The 25653-nt window shown below is 54.9% G+C and carries 27 protein-coding genes; 15 read left to right on the plus strand and 12 right to left on the minus strand.

Annotation, left to right across the window (positions count from 1 at the left end):
- Positions 1–133 precede the first annotated feature (133 nt).
- The 4 genes from dnaT to opgB all read left to right on the plus strand — a co-directional run bounded on the left by dnaT (position 134) and on the right by opgB (position 4498).
- Entirely contained in the window at positions 134–673 is a 540-nt protein-coding gene (dnaT, locus tag E0L21_RS20385; RefSeq protein ID WP_131412700.1) for a primosomal protein DnaT, read from the plus strand.
- Between the two features lie 2 nt (positions 674–675).
- Positions 676–1413 carry a DNA replication protein DnaC gene (dnaC, locus tag E0L21_RS20390; RefSeq protein ID WP_131412702.1) on the plus strand — a complete coding sequence of 246 codons (738 nt, stop codon included), beginning with the start codon at positions 676–678 and terminating at the stop codon, positions 1411–1413.
- A gap of 75 nt (positions 1414–1488) precedes the next feature.
- The gene (locus tag E0L21_RS20395) at positions 1489–1986 is read left to right on the plus strand and encodes a DUF2501 domain-containing protein (RefSeq protein WP_131412704.1); all 498 of its coding nucleotides are present in this window, start codon (positions 1489–1491) and stop codon (positions 1984–1986) included.
- Positions 1987–2209: 223 nt separating this feature from the next.
- Positions 2210–4498: a phosphatidylglycerol--membrane-oligosaccharide glycerophosphotransferase gene (opgB, locus tag E0L21_RS20400; RefSeq protein WP_131412706.1), complete on the plus strand. Its 2289-nt coding sequence runs from the start codon at positions 2210–2212 to the stop codon at positions 4496–4498.
- Positions 4499–4501: 3 nt separating this feature from the next.
- Here the strand turns inward: opgB and E0L21_RS20405 are convergent, their stop codons facing one another.
- Together E0L21_RS20405 and tsr are read right to left on the minus strand one after the other, a co-directional pair.
- On the minus strand, positions 4502–5314 hold the full coding sequence (locus tag E0L21_RS20405) for a GNAT family N-acetyltransferase (protein WP_131412708.1): 813 nt from the start codon (positions 5312–5314) through the stop codon (positions 4502–4504).
- 85 nt (positions 5315–5399) lie between these two features.
- On the minus strand, positions 5400–7070 hold the full coding sequence (gene tsr, locus E0L21_RS20410) for a methyl-accepting chemotaxis protein (protein ID WP_131412710.1): 1671 nt from the start codon (positions 7068–7070) through the stop codon (positions 5400–5402).
- Between the two features lie 348 nt (positions 7071–7418).
- On the opposite strand from tsr, the gene E0L21_RS20415 reads away from it, so the two are divergent.
- The 3 genes from E0L21_RS20415 to yjiA all read left to right on the plus strand — a co-directional run bounded on the left by E0L21_RS20415 (position 7419) and on the right by yjiA (position 10916).
- Positions 7419–9572, plus strand: coding sequence for a carbon starvation CstA family protein (locus E0L21_RS20415; RefSeq protein ID WP_017457813.1), 2154 nt, complete (start codon positions 7419–7421; stop codon positions 9570–9572).
- 173 nt (positions 9573–9745) lie between these two features.
- Positions 9746–9949 (plus strand): YbdD/YjiX family protein, encoded by a 204-nt coding sequence (locus E0L21_RS20420; protein ID WP_007373011.1) that lies wholly within the window; start codon positions 9746–9748, stop codon positions 9947–9949.
- 10 nt (positions 9950–9959) lie between these two features.
- Complete coding sequence (gene yjiA / locus E0L21_RS20425) at positions 9960–10916, plus strand: GTPase (RefSeq protein WP_131412712.1); 957 nt, start codon at positions 9960–9962, stop codon at positions 10914–10916.
- Positions 10917–11270: 354 nt separating this feature from the next.
- Here yjiA and E0L21_RS20435 read toward each other — a convergent pair whose 3' ends face one another.
- The 3 genes from E0L21_RS20435 to E0L21_RS20445 are packed head-to-tail and all read right to left on the minus strand — an operon-like array spanning position 11271 to position 13535.
- Complete coding sequence (locus E0L21_RS20435) at positions 11271–12374, minus strand: M20 peptidase aminoacylase family protein (RefSeq protein ID WP_131412714.1); 1104 nt, start codon at positions 12372–12374, stop codon at positions 11271–11273.
- A gap of 17 nt (positions 12375–12391) precedes the next feature.
- Complete coding sequence (locus tag E0L21_RS20440) at positions 12392–12859, minus strand: YjiG family protein (RefSeq protein WP_017457806.1); 468 nt, start codon at positions 12857–12859, stop codon at positions 12392–12394.
- Entirely contained in the window at positions 12852–13535 is a 684-nt protein-coding gene (locus E0L21_RS20445; RefSeq protein ID WP_131412716.1) for a nucleoside recognition domain-containing protein, read from the minus strand. Before E0L21_RS20445 ends, E0L21_RS20440 begins: the two co-directional genes overlap by 8 nt.
- Before the next feature lie 377 nt (positions 13536–13912).
- Here E0L21_RS20445 and E0L21_RS20450 point away from each other — a divergent pair, with 377 nt between their 5' ends.
- The 8 genes from E0L21_RS20450 (at position 13913) to E0L21_RS20485 (ending at position 20173) form a co-directional block, all read left to right on the plus strand.
- The gene (locus tag E0L21_RS20450; protein ID WP_131412718.1) at positions 13913–14809 is read left to right on the plus strand and encodes a LysR substrate-binding domain-containing protein; all 897 of its coding nucleotides are present in this window, start codon (positions 13913–13915) and stop codon (positions 14807–14809) included.
- A gap of 42 nt (positions 14810–14851) precedes the next feature.
- Entirely contained in the window at positions 14852–15622 is a 771-nt protein-coding gene (locus E0L21_RS20455) for a helix-turn-helix transcriptional regulator (protein ID WP_131412720.1), read from the plus strand.
- Between the two features lie 49 nt (positions 15623–15671).
- Positions 15672–16313 (plus strand): LysE family translocator, encoded by a 642-nt coding sequence (locus E0L21_RS20460; protein WP_131412722.1) that lies wholly within the window; start codon positions 15672–15674, stop codon positions 16311–16313.
- A gap of 40 nt (positions 16314–16353) precedes the next feature.
- Positions 16354–17634, plus strand: a complete 1281-nt coding sequence (locus E0L21_RS20465) for a DUF445 domain-containing protein (RefSeq protein ID WP_131412724.1) — start codon at positions 16354–16356, stop codon at positions 17632–17634.
- A 16-nt stretch (positions 17635–17650) separates the two neighbouring features.
- The gene (locus tag E0L21_RS20470; protein ID WP_131412726.1) at positions 17651–17890 is read left to right on the plus strand and encodes a DUF2164 domain-containing protein; all 240 of its coding nucleotides are present in this window, start codon (positions 17651–17653) and stop codon (positions 17888–17890) included.
- 118 nt (positions 17891–18008) lie between these two features.
- Positions 18009–19160, plus strand: a complete 1152-nt coding sequence (locus E0L21_RS20475; protein WP_131412728.1) for a double-cubane-cluster-containing anaerobic reductase — start codon at positions 18009–18011, stop codon at positions 19158–19160.
- A 9-nt stretch (positions 19161–19169) separates the two neighbouring features.
- Entirely contained in the window at positions 19170–19934 is a 765-nt protein-coding gene (yjiL, locus tag E0L21_RS20480) for a putative 2-hydroxyacyl-CoA dehydratase activator YjiL (RefSeq protein WP_131412730.1), read from the plus strand.
- The gene (locus tag E0L21_RS20485; protein WP_131412732.1) at positions 19934–20173 is read left to right on the plus strand and encodes a DUF3343 domain-containing protein; all 240 of its coding nucleotides are present in this window, start codon (positions 19934–19936) and stop codon (positions 20171–20173) included. Before yjiL ends, E0L21_RS20485 begins: the two co-directional genes overlap by 1 nt.
- An 86-nt stretch (positions 20174–20259) precedes the next feature.
- Here the strand turns inward: E0L21_RS20485 and E0L21_RS20490 are convergent, their stop codons facing one another.
- From E0L21_RS20490 to E0L21_RS20520, 7 genes are all read right to left on the minus strand, one after another.
- The gene (locus E0L21_RS20490; RefSeq protein ID WP_131412734.1) at positions 20260–21327 is read right to left on the minus strand and encodes a DUF2955 domain-containing protein; all 1068 of its coding nucleotides are present in this window, start codon (positions 21325–21327) and stop codon (positions 20260–20262) included.
- Positions 21317–22384, minus strand: a complete 1068-nt coding sequence (locus tag E0L21_RS20495) for an HlyD family secretion protein (RefSeq protein ID WP_131412736.1) — start codon at positions 22382–22384, stop codon at positions 21317–21319. Before E0L21_RS20495 ends, E0L21_RS20490 begins: the two co-directional genes overlap by 11 nt.
- 4 nt (positions 22385–22388) lie before the next feature.
- Positions 22389–22856 carry a MarR family transcriptional regulator gene (locus E0L21_RS20500; protein WP_131412738.1) on the minus strand — a complete coding sequence of 156 codons (468 nt, stop codon included), beginning with the start codon at positions 22854–22856 and terminating at the stop codon, positions 22389–22391.
- Between the two features lie 93 nt (positions 22857–22949).
- On the minus strand, positions 22950–23366 hold the full coding sequence (locus E0L21_RS20505) for a FosA family fosfomycin resistance glutathione transferase (protein WP_131412740.1): 417 nt from the start codon (positions 23364–23366) through the stop codon (positions 22950–22952).
- A gap of 78 nt (positions 23367–23444) precedes the next feature.
- Complete coding sequence (locus E0L21_RS20510; protein ID WP_131412742.1) at positions 23445–24494, minus strand: DUF1176 domain-containing protein; 1050 nt, start codon at positions 24492–24494, stop codon at positions 23445–23447.
- Between the two features lie 126 nt (positions 24495–24620).
- Complete coding sequence (locus tag E0L21_RS20515) at positions 24621–25214, minus strand: ATP-dependent Clp protease proteolytic subunit (protein WP_370568908.1); 594 nt, start codon at positions 25212–25214, stop codon at positions 24621–24623.
- 103 nt (positions 25215–25317) lie between these two features.
- Positions 25318–25479 (minus strand): DUF1127 domain-containing protein, encoded by a 162-nt coding sequence (locus E0L21_RS20520; protein WP_131412744.1) that lies wholly within the window; start codon positions 25477–25479, stop codon positions 25318–25320.
- Positions 25480–25653: the final 174 nt, after the last annotated feature.

The following is a 25653-nucleotide window of genomic DNA, read 5'->3' on the forward strand; positions in this document are numbered from 1 at the left end:
TGACAAGCCGGGAAAACCCGGCTTTTTCATGCTGTACTGCCCTTTCCGCTCACTGTGTTACTATGTGTGATTATGCCTGTGTGAAAAAAACACAGTGCACCGTATCCGTAGTAATCCTGTTTGAGAACGCGTTATGTCTTCCAAAATCCTGACGCCGAATGTCATTGGCATTGATGAATTTGTGCGCGATCCTGCCTGCGTGCTGGCACGCACGGAAGGCGGCGCCATTGCCGTTTTTGCCAATAATAGCCCCGCGTTTTACGCAATTTCGCCCCAGCGCCTTGAAGAGCTTCTGGCGCTTGAAGCGCAACTGGCGCGCCCGATGAGCGATATTTCGCTCGATGCACAGTTTTATGAAGAACCCGCCGCTGCGCCGGTAAATGTGCCAATGGGCAAATTCACCATGTACGAGGGCTGGCAGCCGGATGCTGACTTTCAGCGCCTGGCGGCGATGTGGGGTATTGCGCTATCACACCCCGCAACGCCTGAAGAACTGGCCTCATTTGTGGCTTACTGGCAGGCAGAAGGTAAAATTTTCCATCACGTCCAGTGGCAGCAAAAACTGGCGCGCAGCTTGCAAATAGGCCGTAGCAGCCAGAGCGGCACGACAAAACGGGACATTAACGCCCTGTCCGAACCAGATAATCAAATCCCACCAGGTTTTAGAGGATAACGATGAAAAACGTCGGCGAATTGATGAAGCGACTGCAAAAAATGATGCCTGCCAACACTGAGCCTGCGTTCAAAACCAGCGAAGAGTTGATGGCCTGGCAGAAGCAACAAGGCGAAATCCGTTCGGCGGCGCTGGAGCGCGAAAACCGCGCCATGAAAATGCAGCGCACCTTCAACCGCTCCGGCATTCGTCCACTGCACCAGAACTGTTCCTTCGATAATTATCGTGTCGAAACGGAAGGCCAAATGCGGGCGCTGAGCCAAGCGCGGCAATATGTAGAAGAGTTCGACGGTAACATCGCCAGTTTTATCTTTTCTGGCAAACCCGGCACCGGCAAAAACCATCTGGCCGCCGCTATCTGTAATGAACTGCTGTTGCGTGGTAAATCGGTACTGATCATCACCGTTGCCGACATTATGTCGGCCATGAAAGAGACCTTTGGCAACAAGGAAAACAGCGAAGAGCAACTGCTCAATGACTTAAGCAGCGTTGACCTGCTGGTGATTGATGAAATCGGTATGCAAACGGAATCCCGCTACGAAAAGGTCATTATTAATCAGATTGTTGACCGCCGTTCTTCATCCAAGCGCCCGACTGGTATGCTGACGAACAGCAACCTGGAAGAGATGAATAAGCTATTGGGCGAACGCGTGATGGACAGAATGCGCCTCGGCAACAGCCTGTGGGTGATCTTCAACTGGGAGAGTTACCGCAGCCGCGTCACCGGTAAAGAGTATTGAGAGTTTTCCCATCCGTGGCGCGCCCGCGCCCGGGTGTATACTGGCCGCCTTTGTTGATATCAGGATCCGCACGATATGAAATTCACCCAACGCCTGCTTTGCAGCGCCGCACTCAGTAGCGCGCTGCTCACTGGTTTCGCTCACGCCACCTCCTGGCAGGACACCCTTTCCAGCGCCGCCAGCGAACTCAGCCAGAAATCGACGGCATCACAAACACAGCAAGGTGGCCTGTCGCTCTCTTCCCTGACAGGTCTGCTTAATGGCGGTAATCAGTCACTCAGCGCTGATACCATGAACAATGCGGCGGGTGTGATGAGCTGGTGCGCGAAAAACAAACTCTCCAGCCTGACCAATACCGAAAATGTGAAAAACCAGGTGCTGGATAAACTGGGCCTGGGTGCCGCTCAGCAGAAACAAGACACCAATTATCTGGAAGGGATCCAGGGCATGCTGAACACCAAAAACGGGGAACAGCTGAATCTGAGCAACATCGGTAGTACACCGCTGGCGGAAAAAGTGAAATCCAAAGCCTGCGACATCGTCCTCAAGCAGGGCGTGAACTTCCTCTCCTGATATCCCGCCGCGTTCAGTCGGAGCGCGGCCTTATCCTTCCCCGCTATACCGAAACGCCACCAGTGCGACGGTTTTCACTATTCCCTTTTTCTAAACCAATTCTGAATAAATCCACGAAAAAGTGACACTACAATTGCAGCTATGTGACATCAACATTAAATTATACACCCTGTTACAAAAACTAATGGCCAGCAATATGTCTGGCGTTGATGAGGAATAACGGTTGTCTGAGTTACTCTCTATCGCGCTGTTTCTTGCCTCTGTGGCGATCTATGCCTGGAAAGCGGGCCGTAATACCTGGTGGTTTAGCGTTACCCTGCTAGTGCTGGGTCTGTTTGTCATCCTGAACATCACGCTTTACGCCAGCAATTATTTTACCGGCGACGGCATCAACGACGCGGTGTTATACACCCTGACCAACAGCCTGACAGGCGCAGGGGTCAGCAAATATATGCTTCCCGGTGCCGGGTTAGTGCTGGCGCTGGTGGCGGTGTTTTGCGCACTCGGCTGGGTGCTGCGCCGTCGTCGCCATCTGCCGCACCATTTCGGCTATAGCTTGCTTGCACTTGCACTGGCGCTCGGCTCGGTGGACGCCAGCCCGGCATTCCGCCAGATTACCGAGCTGGTAAAATCCCAGACGCGCGAAGGCGATCCTGATTTCGCCACCTTTTATAAAGTGCCGGCAAAGCAGATCCCCAACCCCAAACTGAACCTCGTCTACATCTACGGGGAAAGTCTGGAGCGTACTTATTTTAACGAAGAGGCGTTTCCCGGCCTGACGCCAGAACTGGGCGCGCTAAAAGAAGAAGGCATTGATTTTAGCCATACCGAACAGCTACCCGGCACCGATTACACCATCGCCGGCATGGTCTCTTCGCAGTGCGGCATTCCGCTGTTCGCGCCGTTTGAAGGCAACGCGTCGGCCTCCGTTTCCAGCTTCTTTCCGCAGAATCTTTGCCTCGGCGACATCCTGAAAAACTCCGGCTACGAAAACCATTTCGTACAAGGCGCTAACCTGCGTTTCGCCGGGAAAGATGTATTTTTAAAATCTCACGGCTTTGATTACCTGACGGGCGCAGAAGAGCTGAAAAGTCAGGTCGCGGACCCGCATTACCGTAACGACAGGGGTTTCTATGACGATACGGTGCTGGACACCGTATGGAAACAGTACGAGGAACTCTCTCGTTCCGGTAAACGCTTTTCGCTGTTTGCGCTGACGGTGGATACCCACCACCCGGACGGTTTTATCTCGCGCGGCTGCGAACGTAAAAGCTACGCTTACGATGGCAAGCCGAACCAGTCCTTTAGCGCGGTAACGTGTAGCCAGCAAAATATCGCCGCGCTTATCAACAAAATCAAAGCATCGCCGTGGTTTAAAGACACAGTGATAGTAGTGTCGTCAGATCATCTGGCGATGAATAACACTGCGTGGAAATACCTTAATAAGCACGATCGCAGCAACCTGTTCTTTGTGCTGCGCGGCGATGAACCGCAGCAGGATATCTCCGGTATTAAGCGCAGCACCCTCGATAACGGCGCAACCGTGCTGGATATTCTCGGTGGCGATAATTTCCTCGGCCTTGGTCGCAGCAGCCTCTCCGGGCAGTCGCTGTCGGGTATTTTCCTCAATATGAAAGCGAAAATGCTGGCGTGGAAACCGGACATTATCCGGCTGTGGAATTTCCCGAAAGAGATGAAAGAGTTCACCATCGACACGAATAAACAGATGGTGGCGTTCTCTGGCAGCCAGTTCCGTTTGCCGCTGCTGGTGCGGGTGTCAGATAAAGTCGAGCCGCTGCCAGAAAGCGAATATTCCGCACCGCTGCGCTTCCAGCTGGCGGATTTCGCCCCGCGCGATAACTTCGTCTGGATCGACCAATGCTACAAAATGGCGCGCTTATGGTCACCGGAACTGGCGCTTTCTATCGACTGGTGCGTCTCGCAGGGGCAACTGGGTGGCGAACAGCAAGTCCAGCGTGTCGACAACGCGCAGTGGAAAGGGAAAACGGCGTTTAAACAAACGGTGATCAGTAGCGATCGCTACCAAAAAAACGTCGATACTCTGAAGATCCTCGACGATAGCATTCGCTACAAAGCCGACAGTTTTGTCTTTAACGTGGCGGGCGCGCCGGAAGAGATAAAACAGTTCAGCGGCCTCTCCCGCCCGGAAAGCTGGGGGCGCTGGTCGAATGCCAATCTGGGTGAAGAAGTGGATATCGAATATAACCAACCGCTGCCGGAACAGTTCGAGTTGGTGATCACCGCCAAAGCCTTTGGCCCGAATGCTAACCGGCCGATTCCAGTGCGTGTTGGCGATCAGCAACAAACGCTGATGCTGGGTAATGAGCTCACCACCACCACACTGCACTTTAGCAATCCGTCGCACAGCAACCGGCTGGTCATCGTGCCGCCGGAGCCGCAATCGACCAACGAAGGCAATATCCTTGGTCATTCGCCACGCAAACTGGGTATCGGTCTGGTGGAAATCAAAGTGGTGAGCCGGGAAGGCTGACCGCTACAGTTCCGCTTTCATTTCGTACTGGCTGATGGCCATGGTGGCGTAGCCCGCACGCTGGAACAGAGATGAAAAAAGCTCTGGCACCGCCACGGTGGTGCCAAGCGCCGGAAAATGCTGATTCAACGCCTGCAGCAACTCGCAGGCAAATCCTTTGCGCCGGTATTCTGACTCCACATACATAAACCGCAGCAGGGGCTTGTCGCTGAGGGTGGAAACTAGTGCATAAGCATGTTTGCGGTACTCAAACGCCCGCGCGGGTAACGATACCGCAGTGAGCGGATCCACCTGCCACGGCAGCCGGTCATGGCATTCACTGATGGCGCTGCGCACCACTTCCAGCGGATCGCGCTCCTGTAAGATGCAGTTCTCTTCAGCCACATCGGCGCGTCCCTGGTAGCCAAACAGCGGCTGAACGGTGGCAAACCCCAGCGCATGATAAAGGGCGATACCAGCATGGTTATCGCTCATCACTTCCAGCCACATCTGGCGAACACCTTTGGTTCGCAGTGCCGCCATCAACGGCGGCAATATTTGTCTGCCCACGCCCTGGCCGCGAAATTGCGGGCAAATCGCAAAGGCTGCCAGCCGGGCGCAGTCGCCACGTCGGGCGATCAACGCCACAGCGGCAGGCGTGTCGCCCGCCAGCCAGACGCAGGAATCGACAAGGCTTAACCCTTCGGCAAGAAAGCGTTGTGCAAAAATATCGGGCGGCAGGGAAAACGGTACGCGATAGCCTTCAAAGCAGGCACCGGTGATAGTGGTCAACGCTTCGCAACTATAGTGGATGGCAGGAACAGCGACGAGGTTCATAAGGCTTCTCCGCGACATGATGCAATGAGCATAGCACGGAGAAGCGGGTGAAAATGCGCCCCGACGGGCAGGGCGCGAATATCGATTAGAAGGTTTCCCAGTTCTCGCCCGCGTCGGTCGCAGCTTTACGCGGCAGCGCGGTAGCCGGTTCCGCTTTAACGAAACTGGTTGGCGTTGCGCCAGCGTTTTTACGCTGATCCTGCATGATGCGGAACACGGAAACGGCCTGCGTCAGGCGGCTGGCTTGTTCTTCCAGCGCGGCTGCAGCGGCGGCTGACTCTTCCACCAGCGAGGCGTTCTGCTGGGTAACGCGATCCATTTCAGAGACGGCCAGTCCAACCTGGTCAATGCCGCGGCTCTGCTCATCAGAGGCAGAGGCAATTTCGCCCATGATGTCGGTAACGCGGGTAACGGCGTTGACGATCTCATCCATGGTTTCACCGGCGCTTTCCACCAGTGTGGAACCCACTTCAACGCGGCCAACAGAGTCTTCAATCAGGCTCTTAATTTCGCGGGCTGCCTGGGCACTGCGCTGGGCAAGGTTACGCACTTCACCGGCAACCACGGCAAAGCCGCGACCCTGTTCACCCGCACGTGCTGCTTCAACAGCAGCGTTAAGCGCCAGGATGTTAGTCTGGAAAGCAATACCGTCGATCACGCTGATAATGTCAGCGATTTTCTGCGAACTGGCGGTAATATCGCGCATTGTCTGCACCACGTTATCCACCACCTTACCGCCTTTCTGCGCGGTTTCAGATGCGCTCAGCGCCAGATGGCTTGCCTGGCGAGCGTTTTCGGCGTTCTGTTTCACCGTAGCGGTCAGCTCTTCCATGCTGGCGGCGGTCTCTTCCAGAGAAGCGGCCTGCTGTTCCGTACGGGAAGAAAGGTCGTTGTTACCCACAGAAATTTCGCTGGCACCGCTGTAAATGGCGTTGGCGCCGTTACGCACATCGCTGACAGTACGCACCAGTTCGCTTTGCATATGGCGCAGACTCTCAGCCAGCACGCCCATTTCATTGGAACCCTGCACTTCAATGCGCTGCACCAGATCGCCACCGGCAATATGGCGAATGTTGTCGATCAAATGGTTGAGCGGCTTAATCAGCGCCCCTTTGATCCCCACCCAGACACAGACGATCACCGCCAGTACCACGATCAATACGGTGATAATCACCCACACCGCAGAACCGTAGGAGCTTTCGCTATCGTGAACCGCTTGTTCATACAGGCGATCGTTCTGCTGCAAATAGTTAACGTATTGTTTTTCAAAACCATCCTGGTAGCTCTGGGTCGGCTGGTCGAAGAAGTCATTGATTTTGCCAGCGCCCAGCAACTGGATCAGCTCCGCCAGTGCGTTGTGGTAGATATCGTAGTTACGTTTGATCTCTGCCGCAGCTTCTTCGCTCTGGCGCGGATCGCGCGGCAGTGCCTGGTAAGCATTCCAGTTCGCTTCTGCCTGTTTCAGCGAGGTGCTGGCAATTTGCATCAGATCCGACACGGTCGCACCGCTGCCGATATTGCTCTGATCCATCATGTAGCGGATACCCGCGCGATTAAGGGTATTACGGGTTTGCAGCAACGCGACCCAGCTACCATTCAGCGTGGATTGCTGCTGGCGAATGGTTTGCAAGACGGTGAAGTTTTCTTTGTCGTGTTTCAGCGCGTTAAAGAACAAGCCGCCGGAGGTGAGTTGTAACAAGCCAAATAACGCCAATACCAGCAACAAACTGGTCACAAGTTTAATACGAGTCAACATGTTTTCTCTTTCCCTATAAACAGATACCAGGTTTTCGGCCTGGCATAGGAAAACTTTATGGTTTAACGTGCTATTTTTTCACCAGTTACACATTGATTACATCGCGGCAAAAATCGCGCTATCCCTTACCAGACAAGGGTTCAGCGTGACGCGTATCACAGATTCCCGTCCTCTTTCGCCCACCGAAAACCGCTTATTGCGCATTCATTACCGCTCACCACCTTTTTCCAACCACTCAGCCAAATCGCTGCCGATTCGCGCGCGTAATTTGCCATCATAAATGCCAGCATTTCAGCCAATTCAAGATTCAAATCCAATTCACTATTTCTGCTAAAAACCAGGTCTGATATGGATACTAAAAAACTACTCAAGCACATACCCTGGGCAATCCTCGGGATCATCGGTGCTTTTTGTTTATCTGTTGTCGCATTACGCCGGGGCGAGCATGTCAGCGCGCTGTGGATCGTGGTTGCGTCCGTTTCCGTTTACCTTGTGGCCTACCGCTACTACAGCCTTTACATCGCTCAGAAGGTGATGAAACTCGATCCCACCCGTTCCACACCGGCGGTGATCAATAACGACGGCCTCAACTATGTGCCAACCAACCGCTACGTGCTGTTTGGCCACCATTTTGCCGCGATCGCCGGGGCTGGTCCGCTGGTTGGCCCGGTATTGGCCGCGCAAATGGGCTACCTGCCAGGCACATTGTGGCTGCTGGCGGGCGTGGTTCTGGCCGGTGCAGTGCAGGACTTTATGGTGCTGTTTATCTCTTCACGCCGTAACGGCGCATCTCTTGGTGAGATGGTGAAAGAAGAGATGGGCCGCGTGCCGGGCACCATCGCGCTGTTTGGCTGCTTCCTGATTATGATCATCATCCTCGCGGTGCTGGCGCTGATTGTGGTGAAAGCGCTGGCGGAAAGCCCGTGGGGTGTCTTCACTGTCTGCTCCACCGTGCCGATTGCCCTGTTTATGGGGATCTATATGCGCTTCCTGCGCCCGGGACGTGTAGGCGAAGTATCAGTTATCGGTATTGTGCTGCTGGTGGCGTCCATCTGGTTTGGCGGCGTCATCGCGCACGATCCTTACTGGGGCCCGGCGCTGACCTTTAAAGACACCACCATCACCTTCGCGCTGGTGGGTTACGCCTTTGTCTCCGCGCTGCTGCCGGTGTGGTTGATCCTCGCTCCGCGCGACTACCTGGCGACCTTCCTGAAAATCGGCGTGATCGTCGGCCTGGCGCTGGGCATCGTGATCCTCAACCCGGAACTGAAAATGCCTGCGGTCACGCAGTATATCGACGGTACGGGTCCGCTGTGGAAAGGTGCGCTGTTCCCGTTCTTGTTTATCACTATCGCCTGTGGCGCGGTTTCTGGCTTCCATGCCCTGATCGCTTCCGGCACCACGCCGAAACTGTTGGCTAACGAAACCGACGCGCGCTTTATCGGTTACGGCGCGATGCTGATGGAATCCTTTGTGGCGGTGATGGCGCTGGTTGCTGCCTCCATTATCGAACCGGGTCTCTACTTCGCAATGAACACGCCGCCAGCAGGGCTGGGCATTACCATGCCGAACCTGCATGAACTGGGCGGTGATAACGCGCCGATGATTCTGGCGCAGCTGAAAGATGTCACCGCGCACGCGGCGGCGACCGTCAGCTCCTGGGGTTTTGTAATTTCGCCGGAGCAGATCCTGCAAACCGCGAAAGATATCGGTGAGCCGTCCGTACTGAACCGCGCAGGTGGCGCACCGACGCTGGCTGTCGGTATTGCGCACGTGTTCCACAAAATCATCCCGATGGCGGACATGGGCTTCTGGTACCACTTCGGTATTCTGTTTGAAGCGCTGTTTATCCTCACCGCGTTGGATGCCGGTACCCGTGCAGGCCGCTTTATGCTGCAAGACTTGCTGGGTAACTTCGTACCGTTCCTGAAGAAAACCGACTCGCTGGTTGCTGGCGTCATTGGTACTGCGGGCTGTGTGGGTCTGTGGGGTTACCTGCTGTACCAGGGTGTGGTTGATCCGCTGGGCGGCGTGAAAAGCCTGTGGCCTCTGTTCGGTATCTCTAACCAGATGCTCGCAGCCGTCGCGCTGATGCTGGGCACCGTGGTGCTGGTGAAAATGCAGCGTACCAAATACATCTGGGTCACCGTGGTTCCTGCCATGTGGCTGCTGCTGTGCACCACCTGGGCGCTGGGTCTGAAATTGTTCAGCACCAATCCTCAACTGGAAGGCTTCCTGTATATGGCGAACCAGTACAAAGAGAAGATTGCCGCTGGTGGCGGTGATCTGACCGCGCAGCAAATTGCCAACATGAACCATATCGTGGTGAACAACTACACCAACGCCGGGTTGAGCATTCTGTTCCTGGTGGTGGTGTACAGCATCATCTTCTATGGCATCAAAACCTGGCTGCAGGTGCGCAACAACACCGTGCGTACCGACAAAGAAACGCCGTATGTGCCAGTGCCGGAAGGCGGTGTGAAAACCTCTTCACACCATTAAACCTGATGCCGGATGGCGCTACGCAATCCGGCATACAACGCATCATGATGTAAACCACCCTGAGGGTGGTTTACATCCGTTTCGCAGGCGTCAATTTGAGCGCGTACAGCGCGCAGTAGGTCCAGGTTCAAAATCGCCTGCAACGCCGGAACCACCTATACCTGGGACACATAATGTTTGGTAACTTAGGCGAAGCAAAAAAGTACCTCGGTCAGGCGGCAAAGATGCTGATTGGCATCCCGGACTATGACAACTACGTTGATCATATGAAAACCAACCATCCGGATAAGCCGTACATGACTTACGAAGAGTTCTTCCGCGAACGCCAGCAAGCGCGTTACGGCGGAGATGGCAAGGGCGGAGTCCGCTGTTGCTAAAGGAGAATTTATGACCCCGATTGCAGTAACATTGTTGACCGGCTTTCTCGGCGCAGGCAAAACCACCCTCTTACGCCATATTCTCAATGAACAACACGGTTACAAGATTGCCGTTATTGAAAATGAGTTCGGCGAAGTTTCTGTTGATGATCAACTTATTGGCGATCGCGCCACGCAAATCAAAACCCTGACCAATGGCTGTATCTGCTGTAGCCGCTCCAGTGAGCTGGAAGATGCATTGCTGGATCTGCTCGACAGTCTTGATCGCGGCGACATTGCCTTTGATCGACTGGTGATTGAGTGCACCGGCATGGCCGATCCAGGGCCGATTATTCAGACCTTTTTCTCCCATGAGATCCTCTGTCAGCGCTATCTGCTGGATGGCGTCATCGCGCTGGTCGATGCGGTACATGCCGATGAGCAGATGAATCAGTTCACGCTGGCGCAGTCGCAAGTGGGCTATGCCGACCGCATTCTGCTGACCAAAACGGATGTCGCCGGCGAGTGCGAAAAACTGCGCGAACGCCTGAGCCGCATCAACGCCCGCGCGCCAATTTACACCGTGACGCACGGCGATATCGAGCTGGCGCAACTGTTTAATACCAATGGGTTTATGCTGGAAGAGAACGTGGTGGCAGCAAAACCGCGCTTCCACTTTATCGCCGACAAACAGAACGACATTAATTCGATTGTGGTCGAGCTGGATTATCCGGTGGATATCAGCGACGTCTCCCGCGTGATGGAAAACCTGTTGCTGAGCTTTGCCGACAAACTGCTGCGCTATAAAGGCATGCTGTGGATCGACGGCGAACCAAATCGCCTGCTGTTTCAGGGCGTGCAGCGCCTCTACAGCGCAGACTGGGATCGTCCGTGGGGCGACGAAACACCGCACAGCACGTTGGTGTTTATTGGCGTACAGCTACCGGAAGATGAGATCAGAGCCGCGTTTGCGGGTTTGAAGAAATAACAAAGGCCACCCACAGGTGGCCTGCTCATCATTTTTTGTTTTGCAAATCGCGCAGCATTGCTTCACGTAAAATAGCGTTAAGCCGAACAGCGCGAGCCGCTGCGGACCAACGATTTTGGTCTGCAACATTTGCGGTCTATCCCGAGGACATCGACGTTGCGCGGCAACGCTTAAAAGCGGCGGGCGGCGACGTTTTTACCGCGCCGCCGCTACGTTTTCCCCCGAAGAAAGATGCAGGCAACGGCTTTTGCTATTGACGCACACCCCGGGGCAGCATCGTCGAGTTTATTACTTACCCCCACGCCGATGCCTTATGAGCAGGAGACCACGCTGCGCCGCTGGAAGCCGTAACCGTCAACCCAGCACATCCTGTACGCAGGCTTTAAACACTTTCACGCCGAGCGCCAGGGCATCACGGTCAAAGTGCATCTCCGGGTGATGCAGACCCGGCAGCAGGTTGGCACCCAGCCCCCAGAATCCCCCTTTCACCTGCGGGCGCAGGCGCAAGTAGTGGAAAAAGTCTTCGCTGCCAGGCGTGGATTTTGGCGCGGTCAGGCCCGCTTCGCCAAACACACTGCGAATCGCCCGCGAAACCACCTCGGTTGCCTCATCATCAATGATCGCCGCAGGCATCTCTTTCAGAATGCGAATCTCAGCCCGCGCGCCGTAAGCCGCCGCACTGCTTTCAATCGCGCGCAATACCTGCGGTTTTAGCGCATCCATGGCGTCGTTTTCTGCAGCACGCAGATCCCAGCACACCAACGCTTTGTCAGGAATCGAGTTAGTCACCCCGGCGTCGCAGAGAAAACGCGTCGCTTTGGCGCTCCAGGTGAGCGATGGCGCAAGATGAATGCCGTTTACCGCCTGCACAGCATGCGCGGCGGCATCCAGCGCATTCACGCCTAAATGGGGGCGCGCCGCGTGCGCCGCTTTGCCGTGGAACACCACTTCCACCGTGGCAGACGCCGAGTAATACATAGCCGGCACCGCCTGGCCCATCGGGCACTCTTCCAGCGGACGCAGGTGGAAACCAAGCAGCATGTCGACATCGTCCAGCACGCCAGCTTCAGTCAGCGCAATCGCCCCGGTGCCCAATTCCTCTGCGGGCTGGAAGATAAACTTCAACTTACCCTTTTTCACTAACCCTTCGGCGATCGCTTCCTGCGCCGTGGTCAGCACCACCGTGGAGTGTCCATCATGACCGCAGGTGTGGCGCGCAACATGCTCGCCATCAATGATATGCCCAAGCGCATCCATATCGGCGCGCAGCGCCAGCACTGGCCCCGGCTTACCGCTGTCCAGCACCGCGACAATGCCGGTCGTGTTGTTAATCTGGCGCGTGACCTGGTAGCCCGCCGCCTCCAGTACCCCGGCGATATAAGCGGAGGTTTTATACTCTTCGAACCCGAGTTCCGGGATCTGATGCAGGTAATTGAAATGCTCAAGTGTGCGTGACACGTCTGACTCCTTGGTACTCAGGCAATAACGCGCATAATCAGCATGGCGATTACGGCATTGAGAATGCTGACCGCCATCAGTAACGGCCAGTACTTCTTCGGCACATCGGCCACGCCCAACAGGCGGCCCATATACTGTAGTTGCGAACCCATTAAAAAGATGGCGGGCGCGAGAATGGTGATTTGCCCGACATCAAGCTGTCCTTTGCTGAGCAGGCTAACCGCCACGCCAGTCCCTGCGGAGGAGGAGAGCCAGGCGGTGAGCAACACAGTAATCGCTTCCCCCGGCAGACCGAACAGCCCCATTAACGGCGCGCAAAGATGACCGATAATCTGCATCACGCCGAGTAAATTGAGCATTTCGGCGATCACATAGGCCATTAATACATTCGGCATCAGATTATTAATGGCGATATTAAAACCTTTGCGCGCACCAATAACGAAAATATCGAATGGATTACCAGAGACTTTTGCAGAATTATTCATTGTCGAAATCTCGCTTATAAGCAGTATTTAATGCCAGACGAACCACGGCTGCGCCCACGAATTTGAGGACGAACATTAAAACCAACGGCACAATAATCGGGATGGTTAATGAAGCGAACATCGCCGAGCCAATCGAAAAATAATTATTGATTAACCCCGCGCCGGAATATTGCCACGCTCCCATAATCACTACGTCTTTACGGGTAATTTTATCGCTGTCATATAACTCTTTGGTTAATGCCGCCCCGGCATCGGTGCTTTGCAGGTCGGTAATTAGCGCCAGTCCCGTATAACCCGGAATACCCAGCAGCGGTTTAAGCAAAGGTGTCAGCAACTTATGCGCCGCGCGGATCGCACCGTAGTGGGTAAAAATTTCCAACAGCCCCAGCGCCAGCATTACCGTTGGCACCAGCGACAGCGCGAACAGGAAACCGGCTTTCGCGCTGATACCGCCGCTACCGATAAAAGTGTTGGTTTCGGGTGTCTTCATGGTGCCGAACGCGCCGCCCAGCGTGGTAAAGTCAAACGCTCCGAGCCACGCCATACCTTCGACTTTGAAAAAGAAGCCGGAAAAGACCAGCAGAACAATCACTAAGGAGATCCAGGCACCAGGCCCGACTTTCCACTCTTCCGCGTGCTCTTTCGCGGGTTGCTCCAGCGTTTTCGATTCACTCATAACATCTCTCTTTGAAATAATTAGATGACAATGACTCATTACTAAGCAGGATCCGTGCCTGAATATCCCGACACCAAAATAAAAATCTTTTACCGCGAATTATTACGCAATAAAAAACCTTCCCGTGAAATACAGAGAATAAAAAGCAAAGTAACTGAAAAATTATTTAATTAAGCACTAAGAACATCCTAATAAAATAATTTCTCACCGTTATCGGGCACCCTTTTGGTGCAAAAACACAGACTCAGCTTTTCATTTTCTTTCACTCACAAAATAGGGCGGTTATTTCGATTATCACTATTCAATCCGGATGATAAATATCTGCTTAATGATGTTATTGTTGCTCTCAGGTCAACAGTTGAGAAGGAATGTGGCGGATGTTCCAGGACAAGCAGGTGGGTTATTTGTATGAAGTGGGTAACCAGGGCGGGATTCGTCGTGCGGCGGATATCCTTGGTATTAACCCATCCGTGGTCAGCCGCCAGATCGCGCAACTGGAGCGTGCGCTCCAGCTTCCGTTGCTGGAGCGGCGCGGGCGTAACGTGGTGTTAACCGAAGCGGGACGCCTGCTGGCAGAAGACTATTTTGCCAGTCGCCAGCGGCGTGAAAAGCTGGAAAGTCAGTTAAAAGATCTGCGACATATGCGCGGCGGCACCATCTCGGTACGTATTGGCGGCGGGCTGATCACCGCCTTTATCGAAGGGGTGATGCGCGAGTTTGCCAAGTCATACCCGCAGGTTTTTGTCGATATTGTGGTGGGCAGCATGCAGGAGATGCTCAACGATATCGTCAGCGGCGAAGCGGATATGGCGCTGGCCTTTGGCCCAATCGGTACGCCGGAACTCAAGCGCCACAGCTTTCAGTGGGGGCCAATCTGTGCCGTCGTCTCGCCACAGCACCCCATCGCGCAGCGGCAAAGTATCACCATTGAAGAGTTGGTCGACTATCCATTGATAGCCCTGACAGAAAACTTCGGCCTGCAACGCCATATGAATGCCATGTTCAAAAGCCAGGGTTTGCAATTCCACCCGGCGTATCGCTGCAACCAGTTCTCTACCGCGATGGGGCTAAGCCAGGCGGGGCTGGGTATCTCGTTTATGACTGCTTACGCTGCCGCCGATCCCATTCGTCTTGGCGCGCTGGTTGCCGTGCCGCTCGATCATCCCATCGCCAGCAGCGCTCAGTGCCACCTGCTGCGTAACTCCGATCGGCGCTTTACGCCAGCCGCCCACCATATGTGGCGGCTTCTGCATAATGCCTTTCGCGACAAATAAAGGGGTGTGGTATACCAGAAAGCCAACCAAATGAGGCATAGCATGTCGATGACGCGCGATATACAGCAATCATTTTGCCGCCCGCTGGCATTACCGGGCGTCGAGCTACGCAGCACCTGGCGCAGCCAACAAGCCTATAAGCGCCATCGCCATGCAGAGTTGTCGATCGGCGCGATTGTTGAGGGGCAAACCCGCTGCCTTTGCAACGGGCAGGAATATCTGCTCCAACCGGGCGATCTGATTGTCATTCCGCCGCGCGCGCCCCACAGCTGTAACCCTCTTGATGGGCAGCCACGCAGCTACCATATGCTTTACCTGCCGAATGAAAACAGCCAACAGCAGGTGATTCGCGACCCTACGTTATTCCAGTTGTACTTGCGTATCGTGGCAATGATTGAGCGTGACGACACGCCACTATTACCCGCCGCACTCCAGGCCCTTCTCAGCGTATTACCTCGCGGTGCGGATCACTGCGCGCCACTGCGCCCCATAAGCCAGCAGGTGCTGGCGGCATTGACCCACGATTTGCAGCAACCGCCCACACTGGATGCGCTGGCCAGCGCTTTTTCCCTGCGCAAAGAGACGTTAATCCGCACCTTCAAGCAAGACACCGGCCTGACGCCGGGCAGCTTTTTGAATATCGCGCGCGTTGAGTTTGCCAAAAGCCGCCTGCGCGCGGGCGATACGTTGGCGGATGTCGGCTACCAGAGCGGGTTTGCCGATCAGAGCCATTTCCACAGAACCTTTGTAAGCTACACCGCCGCCACGCCGCGCCAGTACGCGTTTGGCCGATCAATATCCGACAATAAATAGCGCCGCCGCGCCGCTAAGGTGAGCTTCACTTTTTTCTGTGGAGGTCCCAATGGCGTTATTTCCCACCGCGTTTCCGGCACTGGCGCTGGCGCATTTTGTCGCCCTGCTCAGCCCCGGCCCGGATTTCTTTTTGTTAATGGGGTTTGCGATTCGCTATCGCCTGCGCGGCAGCGCCGGGTTGTGCGCGGGCATCGCCGCAGGCAACGCCTTTTATATCCTGATAGTGATTATCGGTGCGAGCGCGCTACGCCACTTCACGGCACTCTTTAGTGCCATTGAACTGCTGGGCGCGATCTATTTGTTGTGGATTGGCTGGCACCTGCTGCACAGCCGCGCGCAGGCGCTTAGCGTCGATGAAACCCGCCAGCCGTGCCCGAGCTTGAGAAAACAGTTTTTACTCGGGCTCGGCTCCGCGCTGCTCAATCCCAAAAATGCGCTGTTTTACCTTGCGCTCATGACCGCCCTGCTCGGCCCGGACGTCACGCTGCTCCAGCAGTCGGTGAGCGGCGTATGGATGGTGATGGTCGTCCTGATGTGGGACTTAGCCGTGGTGTCGCTGATTGGCCTGCCCGCCGTGCAACAGCGGCTGAGCCAAAGCGTATGGTGGATAGAGCGCGTCGCAGGCGCGGTGTTAATGGCGTTCGGGATGTGGATTTTGTGGAGCATGCTGCGCAATCTGCTTAGGATTTAACCTTTTGCAAGAACCCGGCGTTGGGTTATATGCTTAAACCATGAATAAATTCGCAGAACTCAAGCGCGCCAAGCGCCTCGCGCTGTCGCTGTTGCTGGTCGCGGCCGCGACGTTTATCACCACACTCTTCTTGCCGCCCAACTTCTGGGTAAGCGGGGTGAAAGCCATTGCTGAAGCGGCGATGGTCGGCGCGCTGGCAGACTGGTTCGCGGTGGTCGCGCTGTTTCACCGTGTGCCTTTCCCGTTTATATCCCGCCATACGGCGATTATCCCGCGTAATAAAGAGCGGATCGGCGACAATCTCGGCCAGTTCGTGCAGGAAAAATTTCTGGATACTCAATCGCTGGTGGCATTAATTCATCGCCACCAGCCTGCACAGATGATCGGCGTCTGGTTCAGCCAGCCCGAAAATGCGCAGCGCGTGGGTGTGCACCTGTTGCAGGTGATGAGCGGCTTTCTGGAGATGGCCGACGACAGCCGCATCCAGCGTCTGTTACGCCGTGCGGTGCACAAAGCCATCGACAAAGTGGATCTCACCGAAACCAGCGCCCTGCTGCTGGAAAGCCTGACCCGCAACAATCGCCACCAGAAATTGCTGGATACCTTAATTGCACAATTGATCGCGCTGCTACAGCGGCAAAGTAGCCGCGACTTTATTGCCCGCCAGATTGTGCACTGGTTGAAAACCGATCACCCAATGAAAGCGAAGATCCTGCCCACCGAATGGCTGGGTGAGCAGAGTGCCGACTGGGTTTCCGAGGCGGTGAATTCGCTGCTCGACGATGTCAATGCCGACAGCACGCATCAGATCCGCCAGGCGTTTGATCGCGCAACGATGAAGCTGATCGCCAATCTTAAAAGCGATCCGGAAATGGCCGAACGCGCGGAAAACATCAAAGAATATTTAAAAAACGACGAGACATTTAACCGCTACGTCGGCGAAATGTGGGCGGACCTGCGTAACTGGATGAAAGCGGATATGCAGTCTGAAGATTCACGCATGCACAAACGCATCACCGACGCGGGCCTGTGGTTCGGCGAAACGCTATTGGCGGATGGCGCGCTGCGCGCCTCGCTGAATGAGCATCTGGAACAAGCCGCGCACCGTGTGGCACCGGAGTTCGCTGCGTTTCTCACCCGTCATATCAGCGACACCGTGAAAAGCTGGGACGCGCGGGATATGTCGCAGCAAATAGAGCTGAACATCGGCAAAGATCTGCAATTTATCCGTATCAACGGCACGCTCGTCGGCGGAACGATCGGCCTGATCCTTTACTTACTGTCGCAGTTGCCCGCGCTGCTGCACGTTAGCGCTTTCTAAGTTGCCAGGAGAAACGATGGCCGACATTACCCTCACCACCAGCGAACGCGAGCAGTTACGCAAAAAATTACAGACCTATTGTGAACAGAATTTTGCGCTGGAACTGGAGCAGTTTGATGCCGAGTTCTTTATCGATTTCATTGCTGAACAGATTGGCCCGGCTTTTTATAACGCAGGCATCGACGAAGCGATTCGCACACACGCGCTCTACAGCGAGCGTATTCAGGAAGAGATGGATCTCAAAAAAATAATCTGACCTGACTGAAAACGGTTTTTCCCCTTCTCATCCGCCAGAGATCAATATCTCCACATTTTTTACATGCCTATAATGCGGCCTCTTTTCAATCTCTCCCGTGTCACGGGGAAGGAAAATCATGTCGCTTATCACCGCACTTCCAGATGTTTTCGAACAGTTTTCTGAAGCCCGCCAGAAAGGTTTTCTCACCGTGATGGATCTCAAAGAGCAAGGGATCCCGCTGGTTGGCACCTACTGCACCTTTATGCCACAAGAGATCGCCATGGCCGCTGGCGCGGTAGTGGTTTCCCTCTGTTCAACCAATGATGAAACCATTGAAGAGGCGGAAAAAGACTTGCCGCGCAATCTCTGCCCGCTGATCAAAAGCAGCTACGGCTTTGGCAAAACTGACAAATGCCCCTACTTCTACTTTTCCGATTTGGTGGTGGGCGAAACCACCTGTGACGGCAAAAAGAAAATGTATGAATACATGGCGGAGTTTAAAGCGGTCCATGTGATGCAGTTGCCAAACAGCGCAGCCGACGCCGCTTCCCGCGCGTTGTGGAAAGCGGAGATCCTGCGTTTACAGCACGCGATTGAGCAACGTTTTGGCCAGCCGATTAGCGAAGCCGCGCTGCGCAAAGCCATCGCGCTGAAAAACCGCGAACGCCAGGCGCTGGCGAATTTCTACCGCGTTGGACAGCTCAACCCGCCAGCGCTCAGCGGTGCGGATATCCTGAAAGTGGTGTACGGCGCGACCTTCCGTTTTGATAAAGAAGCGCTGATCGACGAGCTTAATACCATGGCCGCACGGATCCGCGACGAGTGGCAAGCGGGTAAACGGCTGGATCCTCGCCCACGCATTTTGATAACGGGTTGCCCGATTGGCGGCGCGGCGGAAAAAGTGGTGCGCGCCATTGAAGAGAACGGCGGCTGGGTAGTGGGCTATGAAAACTGTACCGGCGCAAAAGCGACCGAGCGCTGCGTTGACGAGAGCGGCGATGTGTACGACGCGCTGACCGACAAATATCTGGCGATCGGCTGCTCCTGTATTTCCCCTAATGATGAGCGCCTGAAGCTGCTCAGCCAGATGGTCGACGAATACAAAGCCGATGGTGTTATCGATGTGATTTTGCAGGCCTGCCACACCTACGCGGTGGAATCGCTTGCGATCAAACGCCATGTCCGCCAGCAACACAACATTCCCTATATGGCGATTGAAACGGATTATTCGACAGCGGATATCGGGCAGCTCAGCACCCGCGTTGCCGCGTTTATTGAGATGTTATAAGGAGCGGGTGTGACGTTTACCGTGGGTATTGATTCCGGTTCGACCACCACCAAAGGCATTTTGCTCGAAGGCGAGACGATTGTGCGGCGCTTCCTGTGCCCGACCTCGTTTCGCCCGGCGACATCGATTGTCGACGCGTGGGAAACGCTGCGCGCAGGGCTCGATGAAAAACCCTTTCTGACACTGACCGGTTACGGGCGGCAACTGGTCGATTTCGCTGATAAACAGGTCACCGAAATCTCCTGCCACGGTCTTGGCGCACGGTTGTTGCTCGCGCAAACGCGCACGGTGATCGACATTGGCGGGCAGGACAACAAAGTGATCGCGCTGGATGAACAGGGCAATCTCACCGATTTCCTGATGAATGACAAATGCGCCGCCGGAACCGGGCGTTTTCTGGACGTTATCTCGCGCACGTTGGGTACGCAGGTGGAACATCTGGACACCATTACTGAAGGCGTGGAGCCGCATCCGCTAACCAGCATGTGTACGGTGTTTGCCGAATCCGAAGTGATCAGCCTGCGCTCGGCAGGCATCGCGCCGGAAGCGATTCTCGCCGGGGTGATCAACGCCATGGCACGACGCAGCGCGCATTTTATCTCGCGGCTTTCCACGCAAGGGCCGTTGCTGTTTACCGGCGGTGTCAGCCACTGCGCTACCTTTCGCCGCATGCTGGCCGGACATCTTGCCAGCGACGTTTTTACGCATGACGACGCCCAGTACGCGGGCGCGCTGGGTGCGGCGTTAATCGGCCAACGGCAGAGGAAACGCTAATGGCGGAAGAATATGTATTGCTGTTCCACACCACGCCCGGCGTGCTGCAAACGCGCAAAGCGATGCAGTCTGCGGGGATCACTTTTCGCGTGCAGGATATTCCGCGCCAGCTCAAAGGCGGCTGCGGGTTATGCATCCGTTTTTACAGCGAAGCGGAAGCGGTCAAGCAGTGGATGATGCCGCATGTCACAGAGGCGATTTATCGCTGTGACGGTGACGAATTCACGCGAGTGGGATAATGAGTCGGTGCCTTATCAGGCCAGGAAAATCGCTGCTGCTCACTGTTTAAGCCCGATAAACACCGCGTTTTCGGGCTTATTCCTGTTTACCGTTCCTCAATCACAAACCGTGTGGCTTCGAAGCGATTCAAAATCAGATGTACCAGATAGATCATCGTTAACGTCGCCAGCAGCGCCACCGTCACGGAAACAATGCGGTAGAGATCGCTGAACACCAAATCCGTGTCCGGATGCAGGTTCTGACCAAACATGATGCCGATGGTGGTCACACTGGCAAAACCGACGCCGGCGCCGACTTTCTCCATCACATGCAGCCGCGCGCTGAACGCCAACCCAAGGCCAATCAGCGGCATCATCAGCAGCATATGGCTACTGTGGTTGTAGAGGATCAACTGCACCAGCAGGATATACAGGCAGGCGAGTATCACACCGACCACGCGCCACACCGAGCTCATTACCGCGCCGCGATAATGCATCGGGAACAGGATCAAGATCCCGGCCATCAGTGCTGATAACGAATCGCTCAGATCGCTCAGTTGAAAAACAACAAAAATCATCGTCGCTACAGTGCCGGAGAGCAGCGATTCGTGGCGCACGCGCGCGGCGTTTTTCTCGATCATCGGCGGACGGGTGCGCGGCTCGACATCCGGGATCAAATAGTTCATCAGCGCACTCAGCGCTACTGCCATGATGCTGGCTTCGATATTGGAAAACAGCAGCGTGTGCCAGTCGCTGGAAGGGTAACTCATAAAGTTGAGCATCGTGCTCTGGCAGACCACGCCTGCCGAACCAAACAGGAACAGTGCGCCCTGGCTCATAAAGCGAAAACGCATCACGTACAGCGCAAATACCACCAGCGTCATAATCAGCGGCCAACGCGACAAATAGCCGATGATAAACACCATTTCGATGCAGTTAATTACCGCGCTAAAGATGAACTGTTTCGCCACATGACGGTTAAACACCGGTACCAGCGATAAAAGCATCACCGGGTAAACCACGTAAAACACGCCGTACTGCGTGTTATAAAAACTCGACACGCTAAGCGCTATCATCCCGGCAAAGACGATGCGCAGCGTCTGGCGAAAGTCATTCGCCGTGTAAACGATATTGCCGTGAGGCGTGAAAACCCGCGCCAGCGTATTAATAGACATAGTGCAACAGGCTCACGAGGTGGATTTGCAGGCCCGAGAAGAAGCGCGCAAACAGACCTTCGCTGTTATACAACTGCACTGTGGCGCGCGCGCCGGTTGGCAACTGTTTCGGCAACGGTTCATCCAGCGCGACGTGGATGCGCATACGCTGCGCGTCACGCACCCAGCGGTTAGAGGTTTGCGGCTCAGAAAGCTCGCCGTTCACCGCCTGTTGCCCGGCCAGTACCCCGGCATCGCTGCTGGTGACATGCGCCTTGAACACATGACCCGGCAGCGCATCAAACACCACGGCCGCATCGGTGCCAACGCGCGTATGGCGCAGGCTCTTCTCACGGAAATCCGCCACGATATCGGTTTTATCGTGCACCAGCGCCAGTGCGGCTGTACCGGTCGTGGCATAAAATCCGGGGCTTAATTGCAGATTGCTGACCACGCCATTGGCCTCTGCGTGAACCTGGGTCCAGTTCAGGTTCAGTTGCGCCTGTTGCAGGGCATTGCGGTATTTTTGCAGCGTCACGTTGCGGGCGTCATCGCGATCGCCGCGCTCAACATTCAGCGCATCAATTGAGGCACTCAGATTGTTCACCGACTGCACGCTGCTCTGCCAGGTGGTGCGCACTTTATCAAGGTCGGACTGCGAAACATTGTGCATCGCACTCAGGTTCTGGTAGCGCTCAAAGGTTACCCGATTATTTTGCGCGGTAAGCTGCGCGGTCTTCAGGCTGGCCTGCGCGGCAACGATTTGTGCATCCAGTTGTTGATTGGTGAGCTTTGCTTGTGCCAGCGCGATTTGCGCGGCTTCCACCTGGTTGTTAAACGGCGTGGCATCCAGTTCGAACAGCAGATCCCCTTTCTTCACCAGGCTGTTGTTCTGCACATATACTTGCGCAACATAACCGGAAACGCGGGCGGAAACAGGCGTGACCACGCGCATGACGGTGGAATCCGGCGTCAGCGGGATCCAGATATCGGCAACGATAAAATAGACAAACATCAGCAGGAAAGAGGCAATACTCACCCTTACCCAACGGGCAAACTTTTGTTCTGGCGTCATGATTTTCTTATTCGGTGTTGTTGTCTTCTTCGCGCATCACACGCAAATTACAGGCGATTTGATTCAATGTGTCGCTAAAGGCGTGCAGATCCGCTGGCGGAATATTTCCCGCAGCCCGCGCCTGGCAGGTTTCAATCACTTGCGTGATTTTGCCCAGCATACGCGTCCCCTCGGCGGTGAGCGCCAGCAGGCGAATGCGCTTGTCGTACGGCGATGTCGTACGCACAATCAGCCGCTGGTTTTCCAGCTGTGTCAGCGTGCGCATTAGCGGCGGCAACTCAATGCCCTGCACTTCCGCCAGTTCACTGACGGAGACGTTATCCCCTAACTGATGAAGCTGCATCAGCGCCGTCCAGCCGGACTGCGTGATGCCCGTATCGCTCAATGCGTAATCGATAGTCGCGCGCCACTGGCGCACAACCATCGCCATACGCATACCCAGCGGTCGACGGGCGAACAGTTCATCTTCAGTCATCGCGATCCCCTCATTTCACAGGCGGGGTACGATAATGGTTATCATGGTAAGTATCAAGAAACGAGGGTAACAAAGAGCATGGATTGCGAAAGCCTAGTCAAAAAATTCCATCCCTTTGTACGGTTTCTCACGACAGGCAGCCAGCCGCTGGGCAAGGTTGCCGACATGCGCTTCGAGCTTGTGCCCGTCGGGATCGAGGAAGTACCAGGAGTCGCCTTCGCTGGTGTTCGCTTTCCAGCTCACCACGCCAGCCTGCTCAAGGCGAGTGACAAAGCGTACTAAATCACGCGCATCAATACTGAACGCATAATGGGTGTAGTCACTTTGTGTTGGCGGTACATACTGGCGCTGTGCGTCGACCGATAAACAAAGCCACAACTCACCGCAGGTGAGATAAGCGCCGTTATCCCAGCGCGCATGGAGCTTTAGGCCAAGAAGGTGGTGATAAAAATCGATGCTGCGGGCAAGGTCGCTAACCGCCAGGGTCAGGTGGTTGAGGCTGCTTAACATGCGTTGTACTCCGGCCTGAAAAAGGGAAAACACTGCACCTGGCAAAAGCGCTAAATGCAGTGTTTATCGGACTGCGAATTACTTCGCCTCTTTCACTTCCGAGACGAATTCCGGCAGATCCCAGGTGCCGCCTGCGCGCACATAGCGGCACATGCCAGAGGTGGATTCGCTGCTCTTACGGAAGGTTTCACCATCCCAGACCCACTCTGCCGAAGCCCAGCAGTCGCCAATGCCGCGACCACGCTGGCCCAAAGAGATCACGCCATCGCTGTAATCAGAGGCGGAGTTAGTAATAAATTGCGGCGTCCCTTTCAGCGCTTTATCCACCACCCAGTAGCCGTAACCTTCGTTGTACGCCCCGCGCCAGCAAAGGGTGGAGATCAGCGCATGTTTGCTATCCAGCGGCGTCAGGGTAATGTCGTTATCACCGTCGATAACCGGTTCCTGCGGGGAGACAAGACGATCGCACTCATTACCGCTGGTGAGCGCCGCCAGCAAACGCGGTTTCAGCGCTGCGGTTTCGGCCTTCGTGAGCGTGCGATCTTCACCGCCTTTCACTTCCACCGCCTGAATCACCGGCGCGGCAACCGCAGGGGTCACCGAACTTTCCGCTTTATCGCCCTTTTTACTCAGCGCACCAGGTGTGCCAACGCGCCCTTGCACATCATCAAATTTCAGTAACACGGCATATGCGCCGTCGCCGGAAAGAACAAACGGTTTCGCACCGCCTTTGAATTCGACCTTACCGCTACCTTTCACAGCATCGATCATGCTGCGGGCTTGCGCATCGGATAAGCGCCAGCTGTCGTTATCTTCGGTGGAGATCTCCCCCTGTGATTTGCCATCGATCCACAGGCTGAGTTTTGCCTGTTGCGCGGTTTCATCGGCGTCCATTTCCGCCAGCACCACATCAACGGTCACAGGCGTCTCTGGCCCGGCTTTTCGCGTGATCAACACCGAACCAGCGGCTTCTTCCTCCGCGCTGTAACCTGCGGCGCGACAGGTCAGGGTATTGTCGCAAACCACTTCCCAGTCTTTATGGTCAAACGAGACGCCGCTTTGCTCCGCCAGCACGGGCGCACTTAGCGTTGCTGTCATCACCAGCGCCGCTTTGATACTGCTTTTCATGCCATCACTCCGTAATGAGAAATGCGCACAGTGTGCAGAAATTATGTGTCAGGGAGAAGTGTATTTTGGCGGGCGTGAAGAGAAAAAAGGCGAGAAAAAATTCTCGCCTCAAGATAGCTAGCAAACTTAATCCAGGTTCAGCTCACCGTAGGATTTCACTACGCGGGAAACGATGCCGTAATCAATGGCTTCTTTGGTGTTCATCCAGTAGTTGCGGTCGGTATCCTGTTTCACTTTGTCCACCGGCTGGCCGGTCGCGTCAGCGATCATGCGGTTAACGCGCTCCAGCGTGCGGATGATCTCTTTCGCTTCGATTTCAATGTCGCTTGCCTGGCCGCGAACGCCGCCCAGCGGTTGATGGATCATAAAGCGGGTGTTCGGCAGCGAATAACGGTGCTCTTTTTTAGCCGCCAGCAGGATGGTGATCCCGGCGCTTGCCACCCAACCGGTGCCAATGATGTGCACTTCCGGGGTGATGAACTTAATCATGTCATGAATGGTATCCGCCGCTTCAACATGACCGCCCTGGCTGTTGAGATAGATCTTAATAGGCGCATCGCTGATACCCTGCAACAGCAGCAACTGAGTGACGACTTTCTCTGTCAGCGCCTGGTTTATCTCACCGGAAATAATGATCGAGCGGGCATCCAGCAGTTTTTGCTGCATCAGCTGCGAGACGTTACCGGTCTCTTTCTCTTTTTTTTCGTCGTCTTCGTTCATAAAATGCATGGGCTTTCTCCCCTTCAGGTTGTGGAGCTAAGCATAGCCCAACGCAGGTTAGGCGGAAATAACAAGATGTTATCTCCGCGCGTTATCGCACTTATCACAGTTCACTGCGGCGTAATCCCAGGTCTTTTAGCTGCTCGTCGCTTAACGCACGCAGCAACCGCCGCGTTTTCACACGTTCATGTAGCCGTTGCAGTTTGCGCCAGAGTAAAACAAACCCAGAAAATGGGCGTTGGGGTCGATTTTCAAAAAATTCCATGCTGCTCTCCTCGCCTGAAAAGAGCTCTATCTTCGCCGCTCTCACCCATGACAATACAGATTCAGAAATCACTTTTCTTTAACATACAGATCGCTTAAAACTACGTCTGAATCGCGAATTTCACGCTAATCTGTACTGGTTTTTAAATCTGTATGGTGAATTTTAAGGATACAG

It is taken from the genome of Kosakonia quasisacchari, from assembly GCF_004331415.1.
GTDB lineage: Bacteria > Pseudomonadota > Gammaproteobacteria > Enterobacterales > Enterobacteriaceae > Kosakonia > Kosakonia quasisacchari.